Source organism: Kribbella monticola (genome assembly GCF_003261635.1).
GTDB classification, from domain to species: Bacteria; Actinomycetota; Actinomycetes; order Propionibacteriales; family Kribbellaceae; genus Kribbella; species Kribbella monticola.
Map to the genome: position 1 here is coordinate 1 of NZ_QFXK01000030.1, position 20,981 is coordinate 20,981.

General features: G+C 67.8%; 19 protein-coding genes. 6 read left to right on the forward strand and 13 right to left on the reverse strand.

The genetic code is table 11. From position 1 onward, the window contains the following. Positions 1 to 949: serine/threonine-protein kinase (locus DIZ26_RS16400; RefSeq protein ID WP_198676135.1), on the reverse strand; the 949-nt coding region annotated here is incomplete at its 3' end. 127 nt (positions 950 to 1,076) lie between these two features. Next, positions 1,077 to 2,573, reverse strand: a complete 1,497-nt coding sequence (locus DIZ26_RS16405) for an MFS transporter (protein ID WP_232828387.1) — start codon at positions 2,571 to 2,573, stop codon at positions 1,077 to 1,079. 88 nt (positions 2,574 to 2,661) lie between these two features. Here DIZ26_RS16405 and DIZ26_RS16410 point away from each other — a divergent pair, with 88 nt between their 5' ends. Then, positions 2,662 to 3,093, forward strand: a complete 432-nt coding sequence (locus tag DIZ26_RS16410; protein ID WP_232828388.1) for a MarR family winged helix-turn-helix transcriptional regulator — start codon at positions 2,662 to 2,664, stop codon at positions 3,091 to 3,093. Between the two features lie 6 nt (positions 3,094 to 3,099). On the opposite strand, the gene ilvA is transcribed toward DIZ26_RS16410, so the two are convergent. Together ilvA and DIZ26_RS16420 are read right to left on the reverse strand one after the other, a co-directional pair. After that, positions 3,100 to 4,305 carry a threonine ammonia-lyase gene (gene ilvA / locus DIZ26_RS16415; protein ID WP_112242208.1) on the reverse strand — a complete coding sequence of 402 codons (1,206 nt, stop codon included), beginning with the start codon at positions 4,303 to 4,305 and terminating at the stop codon, positions 3,100 to 3,102. Positions 4,306 to 4,309: 4 nt separating this feature from the next. Beyond that, entirely contained in the window at positions 4,310 to 5,047 is a 738-nt protein-coding gene (locus tag DIZ26_RS16420) for a hypothetical protein (protein WP_112242210.1), read from the reverse strand. 108 nt (positions 5,048 to 5,155) lie between these two features. Here DIZ26_RS16420 and DIZ26_RS16425 point away from each other — a divergent pair, with 108 nt between their 5' ends. After that, positions 5,156 to 6,436: an aminoglycoside phosphotransferase family protein gene (locus DIZ26_RS16425; RefSeq protein ID WP_157979736.1), complete on the forward strand. Its 1,281-nt coding sequence runs from the start codon at positions 5,156 to 5,158 to the stop codon at positions 6,434 to 6,436. 414 nt (positions 6,437 to 6,850) lie between these two features. Here DIZ26_RS16425 and DIZ26_RS16430 read toward each other — a convergent pair whose 3' ends face one another. After that, on the reverse strand, positions 6,851 to 8,521 hold the full coding sequence (locus tag DIZ26_RS16430) for a dihydroxyacetone kinase family protein (RefSeq protein WP_112242214.1): 1,671 nt from the start codon (positions 8,519 to 8,521) through the stop codon (positions 6,851 to 6,853). Between the two features lie 121 nt (positions 8,522 to 8,642). Beyond that, positions 8,643 to 9,401 (reverse strand): IclR family transcriptional regulator, encoded by a 759-nt coding sequence (locus tag DIZ26_RS16435; protein WP_112242216.1) that lies wholly within the window; start codon positions 9,399 to 9,401, stop codon positions 8,643 to 8,645. A 135-nt stretch (positions 9,402 to 9,536) separates the two neighbouring features. On the opposite strand from DIZ26_RS16435, the gene DIZ26_RS16440 reads away from it, so the two are divergent. Continuing rightward, a complete protein-coding gene (locus tag DIZ26_RS16440) occupies positions 9,537 to 10,322 on the forward strand; it encodes an MIP/aquaporin family protein (RefSeq protein WP_112242218.1) in 786 nt (261 codons plus the stop codon). 62 nt (positions 10,323 to 10,384) lie between these two features. After that, on the forward strand, positions 10,385 to 10,990 hold the full coding sequence (gene dhaL, locus DIZ26_RS16445) for a dihydroxyacetone kinase subunit DhaL (protein ID WP_112243336.1): 606 nt from the start codon (positions 10,385 to 10,387) through the stop codon (positions 10,988 to 10,990). Here the strand turns inward: dhaL and DIZ26_RS16450 are convergent. The 4 genes from DIZ26_RS16450 to DIZ26_RS16465 all read right to left on the reverse strand — a co-directional run bounded on the left by DIZ26_RS16450 (position 10,983) and on the right by DIZ26_RS16465 (position 14,486). Then, entirely contained in the window at positions 10,983 to 11,786 is an 804-nt protein-coding gene (locus DIZ26_RS16450) for an ABC transporter permease (protein ID WP_112242220.1), read from the reverse strand. The genes dhaL and DIZ26_RS16450 overlap by 8 nt on opposite strands. Beyond that, positions 11,786 to 12,571 carry an ABC transporter permease gene (locus DIZ26_RS16455; protein ID WP_112242222.1) on the reverse strand — a complete coding sequence of 262 codons (786 nt, stop codon included), beginning with the start codon at positions 12,569 to 12,571 and terminating at the stop codon, positions 11,786 to 11,788. Before DIZ26_RS16455 ends, DIZ26_RS16450 begins: the two co-directional genes overlap by 1 nt. After that, positions 12,571 to 13,518, reverse strand: a complete 948-nt coding sequence (locus DIZ26_RS16460; RefSeq protein WP_112242225.1) for an ABC transporter ATP-binding protein — start codon at positions 13,516 to 13,518, stop codon at positions 12,571 to 12,573. Before DIZ26_RS16460 ends, DIZ26_RS16455 begins: the two co-directional genes overlap by 1 nt. A gap of 209 nt (positions 13,519 to 13,727) precedes the next feature. Further along, a complete protein-coding gene (locus tag DIZ26_RS16465; protein WP_112242227.1) occupies positions 13,728 to 14,486 on the reverse strand; it encodes an SDR family oxidoreductase in 759 nt (252 codons plus the stop codon). A gap of 168 nt (positions 14,487 to 14,654) precedes the next feature. Here DIZ26_RS16465 and DIZ26_RS16470 point away from each other — a divergent pair, with 168 nt between their 5' ends. Together DIZ26_RS16470 and DIZ26_RS16475 are read left to right on the forward strand one after the other, a co-directional pair. After that, positions 14,655 to 15,221 carry a MarR family winged helix-turn-helix transcriptional regulator gene (locus tag DIZ26_RS16470; protein WP_112242229.1) on the forward strand — a complete coding sequence of 189 codons (567 nt, stop codon included), beginning with the start codon at positions 14,655 to 14,657 and terminating at the stop codon, positions 15,219 to 15,221. Continuing rightward, the gene (locus tag DIZ26_RS16475; RefSeq protein ID WP_112242230.1) at positions 15,218 to 16,834 is read left to right on the forward strand and encodes an MDR family MFS transporter; all 1,617 of its coding nucleotides are present in this window, start codon (positions 15,218 to 15,220) and stop codon (positions 16,832 to 16,834) included. Before DIZ26_RS16470 ends, DIZ26_RS16475 begins: the two co-directional genes overlap by 4 nt. Positions 16,835 to 17,017: 183 nt before the next feature. Here the strand turns inward: DIZ26_RS16475 and DIZ26_RS16480 are convergent, their stop codons facing one another. Genes DIZ26_RS16480 through DIZ26_RS16490 form a run of 3 tightly spaced genes read right to left on the reverse strand, consistent with a single transcriptional unit; the run spans position 17,018 to position 20,913 of the window. Next, the gene (locus DIZ26_RS16480) at positions 17,018 to 18,307 is read right to left on the reverse strand and encodes an AI-2E family transporter (RefSeq protein ID WP_112242232.1); all 1,290 of its coding nucleotides are present in this window, start codon (positions 18,305 to 18,307) and stop codon (positions 17,018 to 17,020) included. A 30-nt stretch (positions 18,308 to 18,337) separates the two neighbouring features. Further along, positions 18,338 to 19,723, reverse strand: a complete 1,386-nt coding sequence (locus DIZ26_RS16485; RefSeq protein ID WP_232828390.1) for a glutamate mutase L — start codon at positions 19,721 to 19,723, stop codon at positions 18,338 to 18,340. A 35-nt stretch (positions 19,724 to 19,758) separates the two neighbouring features. Beyond that, the gene (locus tag DIZ26_RS16490; protein WP_112242234.1) at positions 19,759 to 20,913 is read right to left on the reverse strand and encodes a cystathionine gamma-synthase; all 1,155 of its coding nucleotides are present in this window, start codon (positions 20,911 to 20,913) and stop codon (positions 19,759 to 19,761) included. Between the last annotated feature and the right edge of the window lie 68 nt (positions 20,914 to 20,981).

The window sequence follows — 20,981 nt, forward strand, 5'->3', positions numbered from 1 at the left end:
GTTGGGGGGTGGTGGGGGTGCGGAGGGTTGGGGGGAGGGGGAGGACTCGGGTTTTTTGGCCGCGGTCGGCGTTGGGGGTGGGGTGGGGGGCGGTTGGGGCGATGCGGGTGGGGGTGGCGAGCGGGGTGTGGGCTGCTTGTTGGAGTAGGACGCGGGCTTGCGAGACGCCTAGGCGGTCGGATGGGTTTTTGCGTAGGAGGCCTTCGAGGACGGGGGTTAGTGGGCCGGCCAGGCGCACGGGGTCGGGCGGTTCTGTCACTGCGGCGGTCAAGGTGGGGAGGGCGGCACCGCGGTCGTACGGCGGTCGGCCCTCAACAGCTGTGTAGAGCGTGGCACCCAGCGACCACAGATCGGAGGCAAAACCTGCCCCGCGCGCCTGGATGCGTTCCGGCGCCATATAAGCAGGCGATCCGACGATCGCCCCCGATATCGTCAGCGCCGGATCGCCTTCCAACGTAGCGATCCCGAAGTCGGTCAGTACGACGCGCCCGTCGTCGGCAAGCAGCACGTTGCTCGGCTTCACGTCTCGATGCAGTACGCCGGCCGAGTGCGCCGCCTCGAGCGCGGAGAGCACCTGGAGCCCGACCATCGCGACATCTCGCCAGTGCAGCGGACCCTGTTCACGGATCCGCTCCGCCAGCGTGTGCGACCGGATCAGCTCCATCACGATCCACGGCCGCCCCGCTTCCTCGACCACGTCGTACATGGCGACGACGTTCGGGTGGCTCAACCGGGCGGCCGATCGGGCTTCCCGCAGCGTCCGACGGCGCAGCACGACGCGTTCTTGGTCCGGCAGCTCCGGCGGGAGCAGGATCTCCTTGACCGCGACTTCGCGACCGAGCAGTTCGTCCCGTGCCCGCCAAACGACTCCCATCCCGCCGCGCCCCAGGGTGTCGGCCAGCCGGTAGCGCCCTGCGAGCAGATGACCCTTGATTGCACGACCGGACATGCTCGCTCCAGTGCCCACCACACGAGGCGCCTAAAAGACAGCAGTGCGGGTCACGGCGGAGTAGCCCGTGACCCGCACTGCTTTTTCTCTATCTACTGCACGGCTCCGGCGAAGGAGCCGGTTCTTGTCAGGCCGCCGGGGACATCTCTTCCGCGGCGAGTTCCGACTGGACTGCTTCGAGCTCTGCCGCCTCGGCTGCGGCGAGGGCGCGGCGCTCCTTGAGCCCGCGAAGGCCGTAGGCGCCGAGCAGCAGGCCGAGCACGGTGATACCGGTGATCACGACGAGGGCCGGCTTGTAAGCCGCCAGCATCCCGCCGGGTGCGGTGACCCCGTGCGACTGGCTGCCGATGACCGCCGTGGTGATGGCGAGCACGATCGCGCCGCCCACCTGGCTGGAGGTGTTGAACAGACCGGACGCGAGCCCCTGCTCGTTGTCGTCCACGCCGTTCGTGGCCTGCATGTTCAGCGCCGGGAAGGTGATCGCGAAGCCGAGGCCGATCAGCACGATCGTCGGCAGCACCGTGGCGGTGTAGTTCGACGTCTGACCGATCCGCAGGAAGAGCGCGTACCCCGCGACGAACAGCACCATGCCGGCCGCGACCATCCGCTCGGTACCGATCCGGTCCGCCAGCTTGCCCGCGTTCGGCGAGAGGAAGGCGACCAGCAGGCCGGCCGGCAGGAAGCCGAGCGCGGTCTCCAGCGACGACCAGCCGAGCATGTTCTGCAGGTACAGCGTGCCGATGAACTGGAAGGAAACGTACGCGCCGAACACCGTCATGATCGCCAGGTTCGCCAGCCGCAAGTTGGTCTTGCGCAGGATGCCGAGGCGGACCAGCGGGTGCTTGGTGTGCGTCTCGATCCAGACGAAGCCCGCCAGCAACACGGCTGCCAGAACGAAGAGGCCGATCGTACGAACCGAGACCCAGCCGGCCCCTTCAGCGCCGACCACGGCGAACACCAGGCTGAGCATCCCGGCGGTGACCGTGACGGCACCCGGTACGTCGTACCCGCCGACTGCCTCGTCGCGGGGGCTGTTCGGGATCAGCTTGATGGCGAACAGCAGCACGAGCAGGGCGACCGGGCCAGGCATCAGGAAGGTCCAGCGCCAGCCGACCTCGGTCAGCAGTCCACCGAGGATCAGGCCGAGCGAGAAGCCGCTCGCGGCGCAGGTGGTGAAGATACTGAGCGCCCGGTTCCGGTCCGGACCCTCGTGGAAAGTCGTGGTGAGGATGGAGAGCGCGGCCGGCGCGGTGAACGCGGCGGCGATGCCCTTCACGAACCGCGCGGCGATGAGCAGTTCGGGGTTGGTCGCCAGCGAGCTCAGCATCGAGACCACGGCGAACACGGCCAGCGCGATCAGGAAGACGCGGCGGCGGCCGAGCAGGTCGGCGGTCCGGCCGCCCAGCAGCAGGAAGCCGCCGTAGCCGAGCACGTAACCGGTCACGACCCATTGCAGGGAGGACAGGGAGACGCCGAGGTCGGCGCCGATGGAGGGCAGCGACATGCCGACCATGGACACGTCGAGGCCGTCGAGGAAGATCACGCCGCAGACCACCAGGAGCGCGCCCCACAGGCGTGCATCCCAGGTCAGGCGGGTCGGAGGTACTTGCGTTGTCTGTGTCACGAGAAGAGAGCTTTGCATGCATGTGCATCTAATGTCTAGTCATTAATTGCGGTTGCATTGGATGCAGCTGCATGATAACGTCGCCGACATGACCGAGACGAAGGTCAGCGCTGGGACTGGTGAAACCAGCGCCGATGTCCGCGAGTGGCGCCAGCTACTGGCCCGCCATGCGGATCTCACCTGCGCGCTCGACCGTGAGCTGCAATCCGGCCACGGCCTGGGCATGAGTGAGTACGAGGTGCTCGAGCGACTGGCCGAGCTCCCCGATCAGTCCGCCAAGGTCCAGCAGATCGCCGGCTCGGTCCATCTGAGCCAGAGCGCGCTGTCCCGCGTGATCGGGCGGCTGGAAACAGCCGGCCTGGTCGAGCGGAACATGTGCCCCGAGGACCGCCGTGCGATCAGCGTCTGCATGACCGAGAAGGGTCTGCACCGGCAGCGGGAAGCACAGCCGACCCAGCGCCGGGTTCTCGCCGAGCGCCTGCACGCCCCACTGATCAAGTCCTGCGACCCGACAGACTGAAGTCGGCTAGTTGAGCGTGTAGGTGTAGCCGCTTGCCAGCAGGCTGGCGAGCACGCGTTCGCGGTGCTCGTCGCCACGCATCTCCAGCTGCAGCGCCACCTCGACCTCGTCCAGGTGCAGCGTCTCCGAGATCCGTTCATGCAGTACTTCGATGATGTTGGCCTCCACCTCGGCCAGCCGGGTCAGCAACGCCGCCAGCCCACCAGGCGTATCGGGGATCCGCACTCGCAAGGACAAGTAGCGTCCGGCCGCCGCCATACCGTGCCGTAGTACGCGCATCAGCAACAGCGGATCGATGTTGCCGCCCGACAGCACCGCGACGACCGGTGGCTTGAACCGCTTCGGGTTGTCCAGCAATGCGGCAACCGCGGCCGCACCGGCCGGTTCGACGACCAGCTTGGCGCGTTCGAGGATCAGCAAGAGGGCCTTGGACAACGAATCCTCGCCGACCGTCAGCACCTCACCGACGTACCGCTGGATCGCCGCGAACGGAACCGTCCCCGGCAGCCCGACCGCGATCCCGTCGGCCATCGTCGCCATCTTCTCCAGCTGCACCGGTTCGCCCGCGGCCAGCGAGGCCGGGTACGCCGCGGCGCCCTTCGCCTGCACCCCGACGACCTCGATCGGCATCCCGTCGCGCTGCATCGCCGACGCGATCCCGGCGATCAATCCACCACCACCGGTCGGTACGACGACCGTCCGCACCTGCGGGCACTGCTCGACGATCTCCAACCCGGTGGTCGCCTGGCCGGCCACGATGTCCACATGGTCGAACGGGTGGATCAGGATCGCGCCGGTCTCCGCCTCGAATGCGCGGGCCGCCTTCAGGCAGTCGTCGATCGACGTACCGACGAATCTGATCTCGGCGCCGTACGCGCGGGTCGCCTTCTCCTTCGGGATCGGCGCGCCGTGTGGCATGAACACGGTCGCCTTGATCCCGAGCAGTTGGGCCGCCAGCGCGACGCCCTGCGCGTGGTTCCCGGCGCTCGCGGCGACGACTCCCTTCGCGCGGTCCTTCTTGGACAATCGCGCCATCCGCACGTACGCGCCACGCAGCTTGAACGACCCCGTCCGCTGCAGGTTCTCGCACTTGAGGAAGACGTCACCGCCGACGAGGTCGCTCAGCCAGCGCGAGTACTCCAGCGGTGTAGGCGCCACCACGTCATGCAGCAGATCCGCTGCCCGGGCAATCTCGGCCGCACTGATCGTCACGCGCTCACACTACGACGCGCACCGGCCGGTCCAGGTGCTTGCGCCAGGCGGGGTGTCGCTCGCCGCGCAGCCGCGCGTAGTACGCCATGGCCTCGGCGAGCGCGTCCTCGCGGAGATACCCGCGAGCCAACGGCTGCTTGCCCCGGCCACTCGGATGCGGCCGTACGTCGAACGACGCGTTCGCCGTGAAGATCCCGAGTCCGAAGAAGACGGTCAACAAGTCGGTCAACGGCTCCTGATCGGGCCGCGACACCTGCACCCGGCGCGCTCCGAGCAGCAACTCGTGCCCGAGCTCGTGCGCGAACACCGCAACCATCGCGACCGGATCGGCCGCCAGCTCCGGAGCCAGCCGGATCCGGTTGCGCGGCTCACCACGAGCCCATTCACCACTGCGTTCCCGGATCGTCCGCAGCGGCCCTTTGGCGGCGAGCGGACGTTGCGTCGTCAGGTCGAAGGCGAGCTCGATCCGATCGAGGTCGACGTCCATACGCCTGGCGATTTCCGCGCAGAGTGACCGCGCAGCCTGCAGGGAACCGTCGTAGTCGACGGGAATGACAGCGGCCGGCAGCACGACCGGCCGAAGCAGCACCTCACGCCCGAACTCCGTTGCCAGCCAGTCCATCGAGTGCTCGATCCAGCGCTGCCGGCCGCCCGGCAACGGCTGCGACGGCGCCTTCAACCGGGCCAGCAGCGCACGCGTCCGACGGAAGGACGCGAGAGTCTTCCTGACGAAGCGGATCATGCCGATTCGGACGCCGACAGCGACGAGCCGGTTCCGCAGAGTAAAGGATGTGTGCTGCGTTCCCGGTGCTGCCTACGATGCGGGCTCCCCCGACAGATCGGTGTGAAGGTGTCAGGTACGACGGTCAGAGCAGTCGTGGTCCACCCGGACGGCAAGTCCATCCTGATGACGCCGTCAGGTCAGGTCCTGGTGCCCGACACCTTGTGGTTCCCCAACGTCGAGGCGCCACTGCGCGCTCTTCACGACGAACTGGGCGTCGAGGGCTACGTTCTGGTCTGCCTCGAGGACGATCGGGATGCCGAACGAGTCGACTACCTGCTCGTTGGCTCGGCGACCGGCGACGATTGGGTGGTCGACGCCGACGATCCCCTGGTCAAGGCAGCCCGACTCCACCTCGACCTGCCCGCCGACCATCCGGTCACGCCTGCTTGGACGAGGCTCGGTTGGTACGACGAGGCGCTCGCGTGGATCGAGGATCAGCTCACCGCTGCCGGGTCGCCACTGACCGGCGTACCGACTCATGTGCGGTCCTGGGGATTGTCGAACGTACTACGGTGTCCGACTGCCGCGGGAGCCGTTTATTTCAAGGCACTTGCGCACTCCACCACGATCACGCCGGCTCAGCCGGATTCGCTGCCTCTGCTGTTCGCGCACGAACCGCGGCTGCTGCGGCATCTCTCGGACGAGCGACCCGGCGAGGTGGTCGCGCCGGTGGCGATCGACGACGAGCGGGTCTGGATGCTGCTGCCGGATCTCGGTACGCCGCTGGCCGCCGAGACCGACGTCGAGGTATGGATCGCCGCGATCCGTGGGCATGCACGACTTCAGCGCAGCTACGCGTCATCGCCGGATCGGCTGCTGGAGTTCGGCTGCGTCGACCGTCGGCTCACGATCCTCGACGACGAGCTCGACGGGCTCCTCGGCCCCAACCCGGTCACCGACCGGCTGGAGCCGGCCGAGCGTGACCAGCTGCTGAGCCACACCAAACGGTTGCGCGAGGCAATCACCGAGCTGGCGGACGTCGGCGTACCGGAGACGTTGCTGCACGGCGATCTGCATTCGGGCAACCTCGCGGTCCGGGACGGGCAGGTGCTCGCGTTCGACTGGACCGATGCCGCGCTGTCGCATCCGTTCCTGGATCTGGTCACGTTCTTCGACAAGCGTCACGACCTGTCCCGCGATCCTCGGGTGGTGGACGCCTACCTGTCCGAGTGGGAGGAGTTCGCGCCCCCAGCGGACCTGCGCCGGGCGCTCGCGCTGGCAGAGCAGTTGGGCGCGTTGCACCAGCTGATGACGTCGCTCTACCTGCATGGGCACGTCGGCGAGGCAAGCCAGGAGTCGATGCTCCGCGGCGGCGTCTACTGGGCGCGCCGCCTGCTCGAGCAATAGCTACTTGAGGTCTGGGGACCTTCCTAGCCAACGCGCTTCAGAGGTCAGGTACGCCCTCTCCGCCGCCTGGCAAAGACTCTCTTTCGCACACCAACACCAACTGCGGGCCTTCGCGAACCACGAGCAGACCCCCTGGGCGAATGGGTGACCGCCGTCGACGTGTGGATCCAGGCTGTTCGTGGGCTTGCCCAGTTGCAGCACACGCCGATCAGCCGGACCGGCGGCTCGCAGCGATCGGCGTACCGAAACACAGCTGTACGGCGAGCTGCATCCGCGGGACCTCGCCGTACGCTGGCGCAGGAGCTTCGGCGCGCTCCACCAGGTGATGACGTCACCGCGTCTGCCCGGGTATCTGTCCGGTCCAGGCAGCAGCTCAGTGAAACGGTGCCACCTAGTGGATCCGCCGCCTCCTCACTAGCTGACCGGCACCTCGACGGCGGAGCAGATCGCTTCGAGCAAGAGAACCACGGCCTTGGCGCCCGGATCGACGACCCCGAGGACGCGATCTCCGAGATAGCTCGACCGCCCACGCCGGGCCAGGATCTGAGCCGTCTCGTCGGTCCCCGCCCTCGCCGCCGCGACGGCGTCATCCAGTACTCCGGTACGCAGCGCCGCCGCGGCCGGGATCAACGCGTCGAGCATGGTCCGGTCGCCGAGCTGGGCACCACCCAGTTCGGAGACCGCGGCGACGCCCGCCTCGAAGGCGACGGGCCATGATTCCCCCGCACTCAGGGTTGCCGAGATCCGCAGAATCAACGCCGCATACAGCGGACCGGACGTGCCGCCGACCACCCGGCGTACGGTGCCTGCGATGCCGCGGAGCACGGCGGCATCATCCGTCCCGTCGTACCGGGTCCGGTCGCTGATGATGGCGCGGGCGCCGCGGGCGAGACTGATCCCGAGGTCGCCGTCGCCGACGAGCTGGTCGAGGTCGGTCAGTTCCTGCTCGGCCTCGATGAGCTGTGCGCACACCGCCGTGACCGCCTGCCACAGTGGCGAGTCCTCGTTGACCGGAACGTTGTGCTCGGCAACCACTTCCGGCTCGACGCGAGGGGTTGGGACCTCACTCGCGACCCGGCCGACATGGCTCGCGGGCCAGGCCATGGTCTCTGCGGGCGCGTCGAGGCGGGTCAGCACCTGGTCGTCGATCCGCGCGAGCGACAGCGAGCATCCTGCCATCTCCAGGGCGGTGAGGAAGCCGCCGACCCAGGCACGCTCGAGCTGGATTCCCTGCTCTGCAAGGAAAGCGGCGGCGCGCCGGGCGATGATGCCGATTTCCATCGTCGGCGTACCACCCAGGTTGTTCACCAGCAGGGCGACGCGATCCCCGGCGGTGATGCCGCGATCTGCGATCAGCCGGCCGAGCAGCGTGTCGATGACTTCGTCGGCCGGACGAAGGGCGCCCCGCTCGACGCCTGGCTCACCGTGGATGCCGAGCCCCCACTCGATCTCGTCCGCCGCCAACTCCAACCCCGGCTTGCCGGCGGCAGGGACTGTGCATGCGGACAGCGCCACGCCCATCGTCGCGATCGAATCTGCGGCCTCAATCGCCTCCTGCTTGACCGCGGCGAGAGGCAGCCCGGCCTCCGCGGCGGCGCCGGCGATCTTGTGGACGAGCACGGTCCCAGCCAGGCCACGTCGGCCCGCGTTGTCCCCGTCCGCGGCCAGGGCAGCATCGTCGGCGACCACGATCATCTCGACCTGGAGGCCTTCGGTACGGGCGAGTTCGGCCGCGAGACCGAAGTTCAGCCGGTCGCCGGTGTAGTTCTTCACGATCAGCAACACCCCGCCCGGACCACCGACGGCCCGGATCGCGGTCAGCACCGCATCCACCGAGGGCGAACTGAAGACGTCACCCGAGACCGCCGCGGTCAGCATTCCCGGCCCTACGTAGCCAGCGTGCGCCGGCTCATGACCGGCACCGCCGCCGGAGACCAGTGCCACCTGACCGCGGGCGCGCAGTACGGCGTGATCGGCCCGGACGACGACGCCGTCGGTGAGCAGGGTGATGCCTGGGTTGGTGACCGCGAAACCCTGCAGCATCTCAGGTACGACCTCGGCAGGGTCGTTGATGAGCTTCTTCACGTGAGCCACTCCTCCGCTATGAGACCGAATATCATTCGATAATGTCGAATGGATTTCGAGAGCATAGGCAGCAGGTCATCTCGCTGTAAAGGGCAGAGTGCTGAGGAGCTGGGCGGCCGGATCAGCGGGGCTGGATCGGCCAGCGACTAGCGCCCAGCTCCCTGGAGATGTTGCGGGCAGCCTCCCGGACCGCGGCGAAGGTGGCGTCGGACGGAGCCCAGTCGACAGCGGGGAGCACGATGCCGATTGCGCCGACAGCAGTACCCGAGGCGTCGAAGATGGGCGCGGCGACGCCCGCCTCACCCAACACAGCCTCTTCCTTCTCGGTCGCCAGCGCATCCCGCGCCACCTCGTCGAGCTGCTTTCGCAGGACAACCGGATCGATCACCGTCTCCGAGGTCATGCTCCGAAGCTTGTCCCCCGCCAGCAGCTCATCGGCCTGCTCGGGCAGGAACGCCAGCAAGGCTTTGCCGAGCGCACTCGCGTGAGCCGGAATCACGATCCCGACCTCGGGCATCTGACGACTGCCGTCCGGCCTCGGCTCGTGATGGATGATCACCACCTCGTCGAACGTCAGCACACCGGTCCGTACTGCGTGGCCGCTGCGCCGGCCGAGCTCCTCGGACCAGGTGACGGCCCGGGACCGCAGTTCGAGCGTGTCCAGGTAGACGTTGCCGAGCTTGAGCACGGCCGGCCCGAGCTGGTAGCGGTTCGAGTCGCGATCCTGCACCACCATGCCGTGCGCCTGCAGGGTCTTGAGGATCCCGTGTGCCGTCGACGGCGGCAGGTCGAGCCGGGTGGCGAGGTCGGACAGGCTCAGCCGGCGGGCACCCTGCAGCACTCCGAGTATCCGGATCGCCCGATCGACGGACTGGATCATCGAGAACCCCTCAGTAGAGCGAACAACTCTTTACAGCAGTGAACCACAGGCGTACCTTCCGAGTTACGTTCGACTATGTCGAACGGCTTTCGAATCTCCATCATCGGTCTCGGGGCCCATCCCGGAAGGACTTCCATGGACGACAACAACCTGCCGCAACGGCTTGCCACCGAGCTGATCGGCACCGCCATCCTGGTTTTCGTCGGCGTCGGCGCGGTGCCCGCGACGCTGATCGTGAACGGCTCGGCACCTTTCACGATGGCCGACCTCGGGATGATCTCGTTCGCCTTCGCGGCCGCGGTCGTCGCCACCGTGTACGCGCTCGGCCCGATCTCCGGCAACCACATCAATCCGGCCGTGACGGTCGGACTCGCGGTGACGGGCAAGTTCCCCTGGTCCAGAGTGCCGGCGTACCTGGCGGCACAGCTGGCCGGAGCGATCCTCGGCGCCGCGGCGATTCTCGGCGTCCTCGGGTCGAAGGCAAGCGACCTGGGGCTCGGCGTCGCGGCGTACGGGCAGGGCGTCGGGGCGGTGCAGGCCTTCACGGCTGAATTCGTCGGGACCTTCATCCTGGTGTTGACGGTCTTCGGCGTGACCCACCGGAAGGCGGCGCCGGGGTTCGCCGGGATCGCGATCGGCCTGGTCGTGTTCGGCGCGATCATCCCGGTCGCTCCCGCCACCGGCGCTTCGATCAACCCGGCCCGCACGGTCGGTCCGATGCTGGTCCAGCAACTCGCTGGCGGTCACGTCCAGTTCAGCCAGTTGCCTGTTTATGTGCTGGCCGAACTGAGCGCGGGCGTGCTGGCCGGTCTGACCTTCCTTGCCCTCTCCCGAACCGCCTCAGACCGAGCGGCGGCCCCGGTCGCGACCGCCGTTGCTCAGCCGGCAGCTGTCCCGGCGGCGTCGATGCAGGAAGGCTGACCGTGTCCCACGACCTCATCGGGCCTCACGACCGCAGCGAACCCGACAAGATCAGCGTGGAGATGCTCTCGGGCTGGATCCTCGAGTTCGGACGGCTGGTCACTGCCCAGAAGGAGCAGCTCAACGCGCTGGATGCCGCGATCGGTGACGCCGATCATGGCACCAACCTCGCCCGCGGCTTCCACGCGGTGACCGCGGAGCTCGAGCTCACCCCTCAAGCCGACCCGGGCGCCCTGCTGGATCACGTTGGCAGAACAGTCGTGAGCAAGGTCGGAGGTGCCGCCGGCCCACTCTTCGGCACCTTCTTCCTGTACCTCGGTGAGGCCGTGGGCAACGATCCCGGCCTGGACAGCCGCCGCTTCGCGCGGGGACTCCGGGCCGGGTTGGCCGGTGTCGTGGCCAGGGGAAGCGCCGAGGCCGGCGACAAGACCATGTACGACGCACTCGCTCCCGCTATCGACGCGATCGAAGCCGCGGCACTCGCCCATCACGAGCTGCCCGACGTACTCCGGGCCGGCCTTCGCGCCGCGGAGAGTGGACGCGACGCGACGATCGGAATGCTAGCCAGGAAAGGCCGGGCCAGCTATCTGGGTGAACGCAGCGTTGGCCATCAGGACCCCGGCGCCACCTCGGCGACCTTGCTCTTCACCGCCCTCACCCTCATTTGAGCAGGAGTTTGCCGAGGCGGCGGGAGGCGACGTACATGCCTAGGGTGCCCATCGCGATCAGGTAGAGGGCGTTGAGGATCAGCGTCCAGCTGACGGTGCCGGTCGTGAAGGCGCGCGCGAGGGCGACGCCCTGGTACAGCGGGGTGATCTCGACCAGCCAGCGGATCGCGCCCGGGTAGGTCTGGACCGGGTAGAAGGTTGCCGAGAACAAGAACATCGGCATCGTGGCCAGTTGGACGAACTCGAAGTCCTGCCAGCTCCGCATGAACGTGGTCAGCGCCATCCCCGCACCGGCGAACGCATACCCGATCAGGACCGAGACCGGCAGAGCCAGCAGCGCCCACCAGGACTGGATCAACCCCATCACGAGCATCACCAGCAGGAACATCGCCGAATAGCAGGCGCCGCGCAGCAACGCCCACGTCACCTCGCCGGTCGCGACGTCCCACGGTCGCAACGGGGTGGCGAGCATCGAGTCGTACAGCTTGGCGTACTTCATCCGGAAGAAGATGTTGTACGTCGAGTCGAACACGGCACCGTTCATCGCCGAGCTGGCGAGCATCGCGGGTGCCACGAACGCGGCGTACCCGATCACCGTGCCGTCGGCGAGCGTGAAGTCGCCGACGAGCTTGGCGACGCCGATGCCGATCGACAACAGGTAGAACACCGGCTCGAAGAAGCCGGACACGAACATCACCCAGGATCGGCGGTAGACGAGGAAGTTCCGCTCGACGACCTGCCGGCCGTTGCCGACGCGGATCGGTACCGGGATCACCCGGACAGCCAGAGTCGCCATCAGCTGATCAACCTCTTCGTCAGGCCGCGCACAGCGAACCAGGTGCCGACCAAGAACCAGGCAGCGAGATAGGCGAGACTGCCGAGCGCCGGCCAGAACTCGACCGTGTTCAGGCTCAGATCCCGCGACAACTCGACCGCGTGCCACAGCGGGCTCACGTAGGCGAGCCACTCGATCCAGTCCGGCAACTGGGAGACCGGGAAGAACGCACCGGAGAACAGGAAGGCCGGTATCACGCCGAACCGGAAGATCATCGCGAAGCCGGAGTCGTTCTTGAGCGTTGTCGCGATCGCGCAGACCGGCGCGGACGCGGCCATCCCCACCAGGAGCGCGACCGGCAACCCCAGCAGTCCGAGTGGCGATCTCAATCCACCGAACGCGGCGATCACGGCCAGGAACACCGCGCAGGTGCTGGCGACGCGGAAGGCGATGAAGGCAAGCTGCCCGTACATGACGTCCGCCGGACGCAGCGGCGTGGCGATCATCGAGTAGTAGAACTTCTGCCACTTGAGACCGCTCATCACCGGGTACGTCGATTCGCCGACCGCGATCTGCAAGGCCGTCGAGGCGAGCAATCCCGGCGCGATGAACTGCAGATAGCTGATGCCACCGAGCGAGCCGGTGCCGTTGGCATCGACGAACGAGCCGAGGCCGATGCCCATCGCGGCCAGATAGAGCAGTGGCAGCAGGAAACTGCTGACCAGGCTGCCCTTCCAGGTCCGCTTGTAGACGGTGAGCCAGTAGTCGAACTGTCTCTGCCCGTTCTCGATCGCGACAGCGGTCATCAGTCCACCAACGTCCGGCCGGTGAGCCGCAGGAACACGTCTTCCAGCGTCGACCGGCGTACCAGTACTGCGGCCGGCTCCAACCCGCGCTCGTGCACTGCCGCGACCGCCCGCTCGCCGTCGTCGGTGTACAGCAAGAGGCGATCGGGCAGTACTTCGATCCGTTGCGCAAGGTCGGCCACCTTGCCGGCCAGCGCGTCGTGGTCCGCGAACATCACCTCGGGCCCGAACCGCAACTCGGTCACCTCGCGCGTCGAGTAGTCCCGGATCAACTCCGCCGGCGAGCCCTCGGCCGCGATCAGTCCGCCGTCCATCACCACCAGGCGGTCGCACAACTGCTCGGCCTCGTCCATGTAGTGGGTCGTGATGATCAGCGTCACGCCTTGCTGCTTCAGCCGGAACAGCTTGTCCCACAACAGATGCCGCGCCTGTGGATCCAGCCCGGTCGTCGGCTCGTCGAGCAACAGCAGATCCGGCTTGCTCACCAGCGACCGCGCGATCGTCAGCCGCCGCTTCATCCCGCCGGACAGCTCGTCGACCTTGACCTTCGCCTTCTCCGTCAACGCCACGAACTCCAGCAGTTCGTCGGCCCGCTCGCGGCACTCGGCCCGGCTGAGCCCGAAGTACCGGCCGTAAACGGTCAGGTTCTCCCGGACGGACAGCTCGGTGTCCAGGGTGTCGTCCTGCGGGCACACCCCGAGTCGCGCCCGGATGGCGGGCCCGTCGGTGGCCGGATCCATCCCGAGGATCCGCAACTCGCCCCCACTGACCGGCGACACCGCCCCGATCATCCGCATCGTCGACGACTTCCCGGCCCCGTTCGGCCCGAGAAACCCGAACGCCTCGCCCTTCCACACCTCCAGGTCGATCCCCGCGACGGCCTCGAAGTCCCCATAAGACTTCCGCAACCCCCGCGCCCGAACCAGCGCCTCCACCTGTCCCGTCACACCCCAGACCCTAGACGCCACCCCAGACACTTCGCGCGACGATTTACTCCGGTACGCCGAAGCGCGTCCGCTTCGCGCCCTCCTCCGAGGCGGACCCCCGTCATGGCACTGCCGGGGTGCAGCTCGACCGGCGGCCCGATGAGGCGGGGCGTCTGGGTGGGTGGGTCGAGCGGCCGACGCAAGGAGCGGGCAGTTCGTAGTACGAGACCTCACCCGCGCCCGGCGTACGGCATGCCTGCTGCCATGACCATCAGCGTGGGGACTGCTACCGACGTCGGGAGTTGGGCGATCTGGACGACGAAGGCCGCGACCGTGCGGGGATCGAAGGTTGGCTCGACGCGGATCGAGCCGTCGGGTTGGAGGGCACCCTGTTCCATTCGCTCGGTCATCGCTGTCGCCGCGTTGCCGATGTCGATCTGGGTGGCGGTGATGCCGTGCGGGCGGCCTTCCAGTTCGAGGGCCTTGGTGAGACCTGAGATCGCGTGCTTCGAAGCGGTGTAGGCGATCGCCTGCGGTCGCGGTACGTGCGCGGAGATCGAGCCGTTGTTGATGATCCGCCCGCCGGACGGCTCCTGCCGCAGCATCCGTCCGTACGCCGCCTGTGCGCACAGGAACGAGCCAGTGAGATTGGTATCCACCACAGCCCGCCAATCCTCCTCGGACACCTCCTCCACCGGAGCCGCCGGCATCCCGATGCCCGCGTTGTTCACCAGCAAGTCGATCCGCTCGAGCGACGCAAAGAACTCCCGTACTGCGGGTCCGTCCGTCACATCCAGTACGGCGGTGCGCACGGCACCCACTCCGGCAGCGCCGACCGCGGCCACCTGCTCCCCCGCCGCGGCAGTCTCCTCCAGCTTCGCCGATGTCCGCCCGGTCACCGTGACCTCGAAGCCGACCGCGGCCAGAGCCAGCGCCATCTCCCGACCGAGGCCCGACCCGCCACCCGTGACCACTGCGACCTGCTGCATGCGTTCCTCCCTCGCCATGGCCCCAGCGCCGACACGCTCAGCCGATGCCATCTTGCCTCGCCCACTCTCCGTGACCACCAGCTCACAGTTCGTTAATGAGTTGCCGACCAACCAAAGAGCCCGGAAACTCATTTGCGTGTATCACGCAAGCATGTATATGCTTGCACCATGCATGTAAATGATCCGTATGCTCCGCAGACCCCACTCGAGGGGGTCCTGCACGCGTTCACGCGGATCGGTCGCCGGCTGAAGTCCAAGCAGCCCGGTGACACGATCGACCACAGCGCCCACCTGGTGCTGTTCGTGCTGCGGTGCAACGGGGCACTGCGGTTGTCCGACCTGGCCGCCCGGATGGAGATCGACGCCTCGACGGCGAGCCGGCATGTCCGGGCGCTGGAGCAGGCGGGCTTGATCCAGCGCTCGGCCGACCCGGACGACGGCCGAGCCTTCCGGGTCGAGCTGACCGAGCAGGGCACCGCCGAGTGGGAAGCCGCCGCCAAGCGGCGGATGGAGTTGCTGACCCAGGCCATGGAGGGCTGGACCGACTCCGATATCGCGACTTTCGAGAAGCTGATGACCCGGTTCGCGGACGGGGTCACCAGCATCGTCGACGAGCGTGGCGAGGGCAGGGCCTGGGCCGACAAGGGCTGGACCGCCGCAATGGCCGCCCAGCACGGCACCGCGCCGCACGACGCCGCGCACCAGAACACCGAGAAGAACGTGGAGAACCGATGAGCACCACCGAGCCGGCTACGACTGGCGGCGCGTCCCCAGCGCCCGACAATGCACCGAACTACTTGTCCCACCGGCAGATCCTGGTGATCCTCGGCGGCCTGATGGCCGGCATGTTCCTGGCCGCGCTCGACCAGAGCATCGTCGGTACGGCGCTGCCGCAGATCGTCAGCGAGTTCAACAGCCTGGACAAACTGTCCTGGGTGGTCACGGCGTACCTGCTGACCTCGACCGCCTCCACTCCCCTGTGGGGCAAGATCTCCGACCTGTACGGTCGCCGCCCGCTGTTCATCGCCGCGATCGTCACCTTCCTGGCCGGCTCCGTGCTGTCCGCCCTGTCGCAGAACATCGAGCAGCTGATCGGCTTCCGGGCCGTCCAGGGTCTGGGCGCCGGCGGTCTGATGTCGCTCGCGTTCGCCACCATCGGCGACGTGATCCCGCCGCGTGAGCGCGGTAAGTACATGGGGTACTTCGGTGCCGTCTTCGGCCTGTCCTCCGTGGCCGGCCCGCTGCTCGGCGGTCTGCTCACCGACGGTCCCGGCTGGCGCTGGATCTTCTGGATCAACCTGCCGATCGGCCTGGTTGCCCTGGGCATCGTGAGCGCCGTACTACGGTTGCCGCACGTCAAGCGCAGCCACAAGATCGACTACCTGGGTGCTGCGATCGTCACCGGCGCCGTCACCACGCTGCTGCTTGCCGTCTCGTGGAGCGGCCCGACCAACGGCTGGGGCAACGGAACGACCCTGGCGCTGCTGATCGGCGCCGTCGTACTGGCCGTCGCCTTCGTCCTGGTCGAACTGCGGGTCTCCGAGCCGATCATCCCGATGGACCTGTTCAAGGGCCGCATCTTCTCCGGCTACGCCGCGTTCGCCTTCCTGCTGGGCTTCGCGATGTTCGGTGCGCTGATCTTCCTGCCGCTGTACCTGCAGGCGGTCAAGGACCTGTCCCCGACCCGGTCGGGTCTGGCCCTGCTGCCGATGATCGTCGGTATCTTCAGCGCCTCGATCCCGAGCGGTCAGCTGATGAGCAAGACCGGCCGCTACAAGATCTACCCGATCATCTCCGCGGTCCTGGTCGCCGGCGCGATGGTGTTGCTGTCCACGATCGGGCTGCACACGCCGTACTGGCACCTGGCGATCTTCATGTTCATCATGGGCTCCGGCCTCGGTCTGTCGATGCAGATCACCGTCACCGCGGCACAGAACAGCGTGCCCCGGCAGCACATGGGTACCGCGACCTCGACGATGACCTTCTTCCGCTCGATGGGTGGCGCGATCGGTACGGCCGTGTACGGCGCGGTGCTGACCAGCCGCTTGAAGGTGCACCTGGGCGACATCGTCCCGCAGACGATGCAGGGCATGGTCGACCAGCTCGCCAAGGCCGCGAACAGCGTGCAGGCGCTGCACGGCCTGAAGGACCCGATGAAGGGCTGGGCACTGTCCGGTCTGGTCAACGCGATGGACGACGTGTTCCTGGTCTCGCTGCCGTTCCTGGCGATCGCGCTCGTGCTGGCGATCATCACCCCGGAGCAGCGGCTGGCCGGCCGCAACGACGCCCCCAAGCCCGACGGCGACACCGCCGACCTGGAGGCGTCCGCCGCCGCGGCGATGCACTGATCAACAACTGAAAAAACAACACACGACAGCAGCCCCCAGATCTTTCTGGGGGCTGCTGTCGTGTGCAGGAAGGCGGAGGAGTGTGAACAGCAGCCCCCGGATCTTTCTGGGGGCTGCTGTTGTTTGCAGGAAGGCGGGGGTGAATGAACAGCAGGCCCCGGATCCTTCTGGGGGCTGCTGGTTCTATTCGAGCGCTTCGGGGTTGGGCGCCGGGGTTGTTCTTCGGCGTGGCAGTGGTCGGCGGGGGAGCGGTCGTGGTGGTTCTGGATCGACGTCGTTGCCGGCCAGGTGATTCACGATCGTGTTGAGCACGGCAGCTGTCGGTACTGCGACCAGCGCGCCCACGATGCCCGCGATCACCACGCCGGTGGCGATCGACAGGATCACCGCGAGTGGGTGAACGCTCACGGCCCGGCCGAGCAGGAACGGCTGCAGGACGTGCGCCTCCACCTGCTGCACGGCGATCACCACGGCCAGCATGATGATCGCAACAATGGGGCCCTTGGCAACCAATGCCACGAGGACCGCGACGATCCCGCTGACGAACGCACCCACCACGGGGATGAACGCGCCGACGAACACGAGGATCCCGATCGCGCTCACCAGCGGCAGCCCGAGGATCGCCGCGCCCAGTGAGATCCCGATCGCGTCCACGGCCGCCACGATGATGGTGGCCCGGACGAACGCGGTCAGCGAGACCCACGCCTTCCGGGCGGACGAGTCCACCTTCTCCCTGGCCTGCAGGGGGAACAGCCGGACCAGCCAGGCCCAGATCTGCTCCCCCTGGTAGAGGAAGAAGAACAGGCAGAACAGCGAGATGAAGAGCCCGGCCACGACATGCGTGGCCGTGGTACCGACCTCGGCCGCGCGCTGACCGAGCGCGCCGCCCTTCATCACGGTGTCCTTCAGCTTGTTCAGCGAGTCCGTGATGTCCTGGTCGGTGACGTTGAGGTTGATCTTGACCAGGTCGCGCAGCTTCTGCACACCTTCGCCGACCTGGGTCGACAACTTGTCGAACTGGGTCGCGATCTGGGTGCCGACGAGCGTCAGCAGGCCCGCCACCAGCACGATCGTGCCGATCACCGTGATGCCGGCCGCCGGTCCGCGCGGGACCCGGGCACGGTGCAGCGCATTGGTCACGGGGACCAGCAAGGCGGTCAGCAACACGCCGACCGTCACCGGAATGACGACCTCGGACAGGTACTGGAGTGCGTAGCCGATCACCACGACTGCGGCCACGACCACCAGGAACCGCCACGCCCAGGCGCTGGCGATCTGCATGCCGGCCGTCACCCCGACATCCACCGGTCCGCGACTGGAAGGCATCACGACGCCGGTTTCGTCCTCGGGCACCACCGTCGAGCTGACCTCGTCAGCCGCCTTGTTGTCCGCGACAGGACTTTCATTGTCCCGCCCGACATCCGGTACGTCGGCCGAGTCGTCCCGCCCCACCGGCTCGTCCGGCTTGTTCATGGCACCTCCGGGTCTCAGGTCCTGCTGAGACTAGTTCCCCGTAGTACCGGTTCCATGAATGTTCGAGCCCACTCGCCGGGCGAGACCTTCCGCGGCGATCGGGGCGACGTCGGCGAGCAGCCCGACCCCGGCAAGGACGTACTCGGTGTCTACGCAGGTCAGTGCCCCAGAAGGAACCAGCCAGCCCTCCTCCTGGGCGCCGGCGGCGACCGCTCCCAGTACCCGGGCCGCAAGCTCAGGACCGTTGTGCCGGAGCACTCCCCCGGACCCGACCAGCAGATCCACCTCGCGCAGGTCCTTCCCGGACCGCTCGATCACCCGTCCACCCGGACCGAACACCACCCGCTGCCGTCCCGCGTGCCGCCGCAACGCCACCGTCACGGCCACCCGCGCCAGCAGCTCGTCGTACGACGACTCTTCGGCCGAATCCGGCAAGTACGACGGTTCGTCGTGCCGCCGCTTCGCCGCGACCCGCAGCACCGGATCGTCCGGGATCAACCCAGCCTCGACGCCGGCGGCGACCACCGGTACGGCGCTCCACCGCATTCCGAGATCGCCTTCGACCGTGCGAGTGACCGGGTGCGTGGCGACCACCTCGCGGCCGAGGTTCGCGTCCTCCGGATCGAGTTCGATCACCGAATGCACGTCGGTCGTCGCGCCACCGATGTCGACCACGGCCACGTCGCCGTGCAGCGACGCGAGCACCTCGACACCTCGTAGTACGACATCGGGCGTGGCGGCGCGGACCATTCGGGCGAACCCGGGATCGCGCGACAGGTTCTTGCCTCCGATCACATGCGCCAGGAACATCTCCCGGATCGCGGCCCGCGCGCTGTCGGGCGCGAACACCCCGATCTCCGGCACGACATTGTCCGCCAGCACGTGCGGCACGTTGCCCTCAGCAAGCATGGCGCCGACGACGCCCTGCGCCTCGATGTTGCCAGCAGCAACTACCGGTCGACGCCACTTGTACTTCGCCAGCACGGCTGCCGCGTTCTCCAGTACGGCGGAGTTGCCGCCGTCCGTGCCGCCCAGCAACAGGACCACGTCCGGACGCTCGGCCCGCAGCGCCTTCAGAGAAGTTGCCGTCAGTCCACCGTTGACCACAGCAACCACTCGGCCACCGCTCGACAACGCCACCCGGCGGCCTGCTTCGGCGGTGACGAGCTCTTCGTTGCCGACGACACCGATCCGCAAACCGCCGCCCGCGCTCGAACACGCGAGCACCTCGGCCTTGGCGATCCCCTTGTCGACCGCGAGCAACGCAGTACGGCAGGCCTGGTAGCCGTCCAGCACGTCGGTGTCGATCGTGGTGCGGTGTTCGGCCCGGGCGATCAGCTCACCCGAGCCGGCGTCCACCGCGATCGCCTTCGTGAAGGTCGACCCGAAGTCGACCGCCACAAAGGACTGCATCATGACCCTCCGCGGGAAGTTGGTCGAGCGACGGGCAGTCAGGCCATCGCGCGGTCGAGGTCCGCCAGCAGGTCGTCGATGGTCTCGATGCCGACGCTGAGCCGGATCAGGTCCGAGGGGACCTCCAGCGGCGTACCGGCGACCGAAGCGTGGGTCATCTTGCCCGGGTGCTCGATCAGCGACTCGACGCCGCCCAGCGACTCGCCGAGCGTGAAGACCTCGGCCTTGTTGCAGATGTCCAGCGCGTGCTGCTCGCCACCGGTCACCCGGAACGACACGATGCCGCCGAAGCGCTTCATCTGCTTGGCCGCGGTCTCGTGGCCGGGGTGGCCGTCGACGCCCGGGTAGAGCACCGAGGTGACACCCTTGTGGCGCTGCAGGAACTCGACGACCTTCTCGGCGTTGTCGCTGTGCCGGTCCATCCGCACGCCCAGGGTCTTGATGCCGCGCAGTACCAGCCAGGCGTCGAACGGCCCGGCGACGGCGCCGATCGCGTTCTGGTGGAAGGCGATCTTGTCGGCCAGCTCCGTGTCGCGAACGATCAACGCACCGCCGACGACGTCCGAGTGCCCACCCATGTACTTCGTGGTCGAGTGCACCACCACGTCCGCCCCGAGCTCGAGCGGCTGCTGCAGGTACGGCGAGGCGAACGTGTTGTCCACCACCAGCAGCGCACCGGCGTCGTGGGCGATCTGCGCCACGATGGCGATGTCGGCCACGTTCAGCAGCGGGTTGGTCGGCGTCTCCAGCCAGACGACCTTGGTCTTGCCGGGACGGATCGCGGCCCGGATCGCCTCCGGGTGCGTGACGGCCGCCGGGGTCATCTCGACGCCCCAGTTGCCAAGCACCTTCGAGAACAGCCGGAACGTACCGCCGTACGCGTCGTCGGGGAAGACCACGTGGTCCCCCGGCACGCAGAGCGAGCGGATCAGGGTGTCCTCGGCAGCCAGGCCGCTGGCGAAGGCGAAACCTCTCGTGCCGGCCTCGATCGCGGCCAGACACTCCTCGAGCGCGGTCCGGGTCGGGTTGGCCGACCGGGAGTACTCGTAGCCGTTGCGCAGTCCGCCGACGCCGTCCTGCTTGTAGGTGCTGGTCGCGTAGATCGGCGGAACCACCGAGCCGGTGGTGGGGTCGGGCTCGTTCCCGGCGTGGATGGCGAGCGTCTCGAATCCGTAGGAGTGTTCGTAGGTCACCGGACCAGCGTACGGCCTGGTCTGATGACCCCGATCCGGGCCTACCGTTCCGTGGACAGCTCGCGATG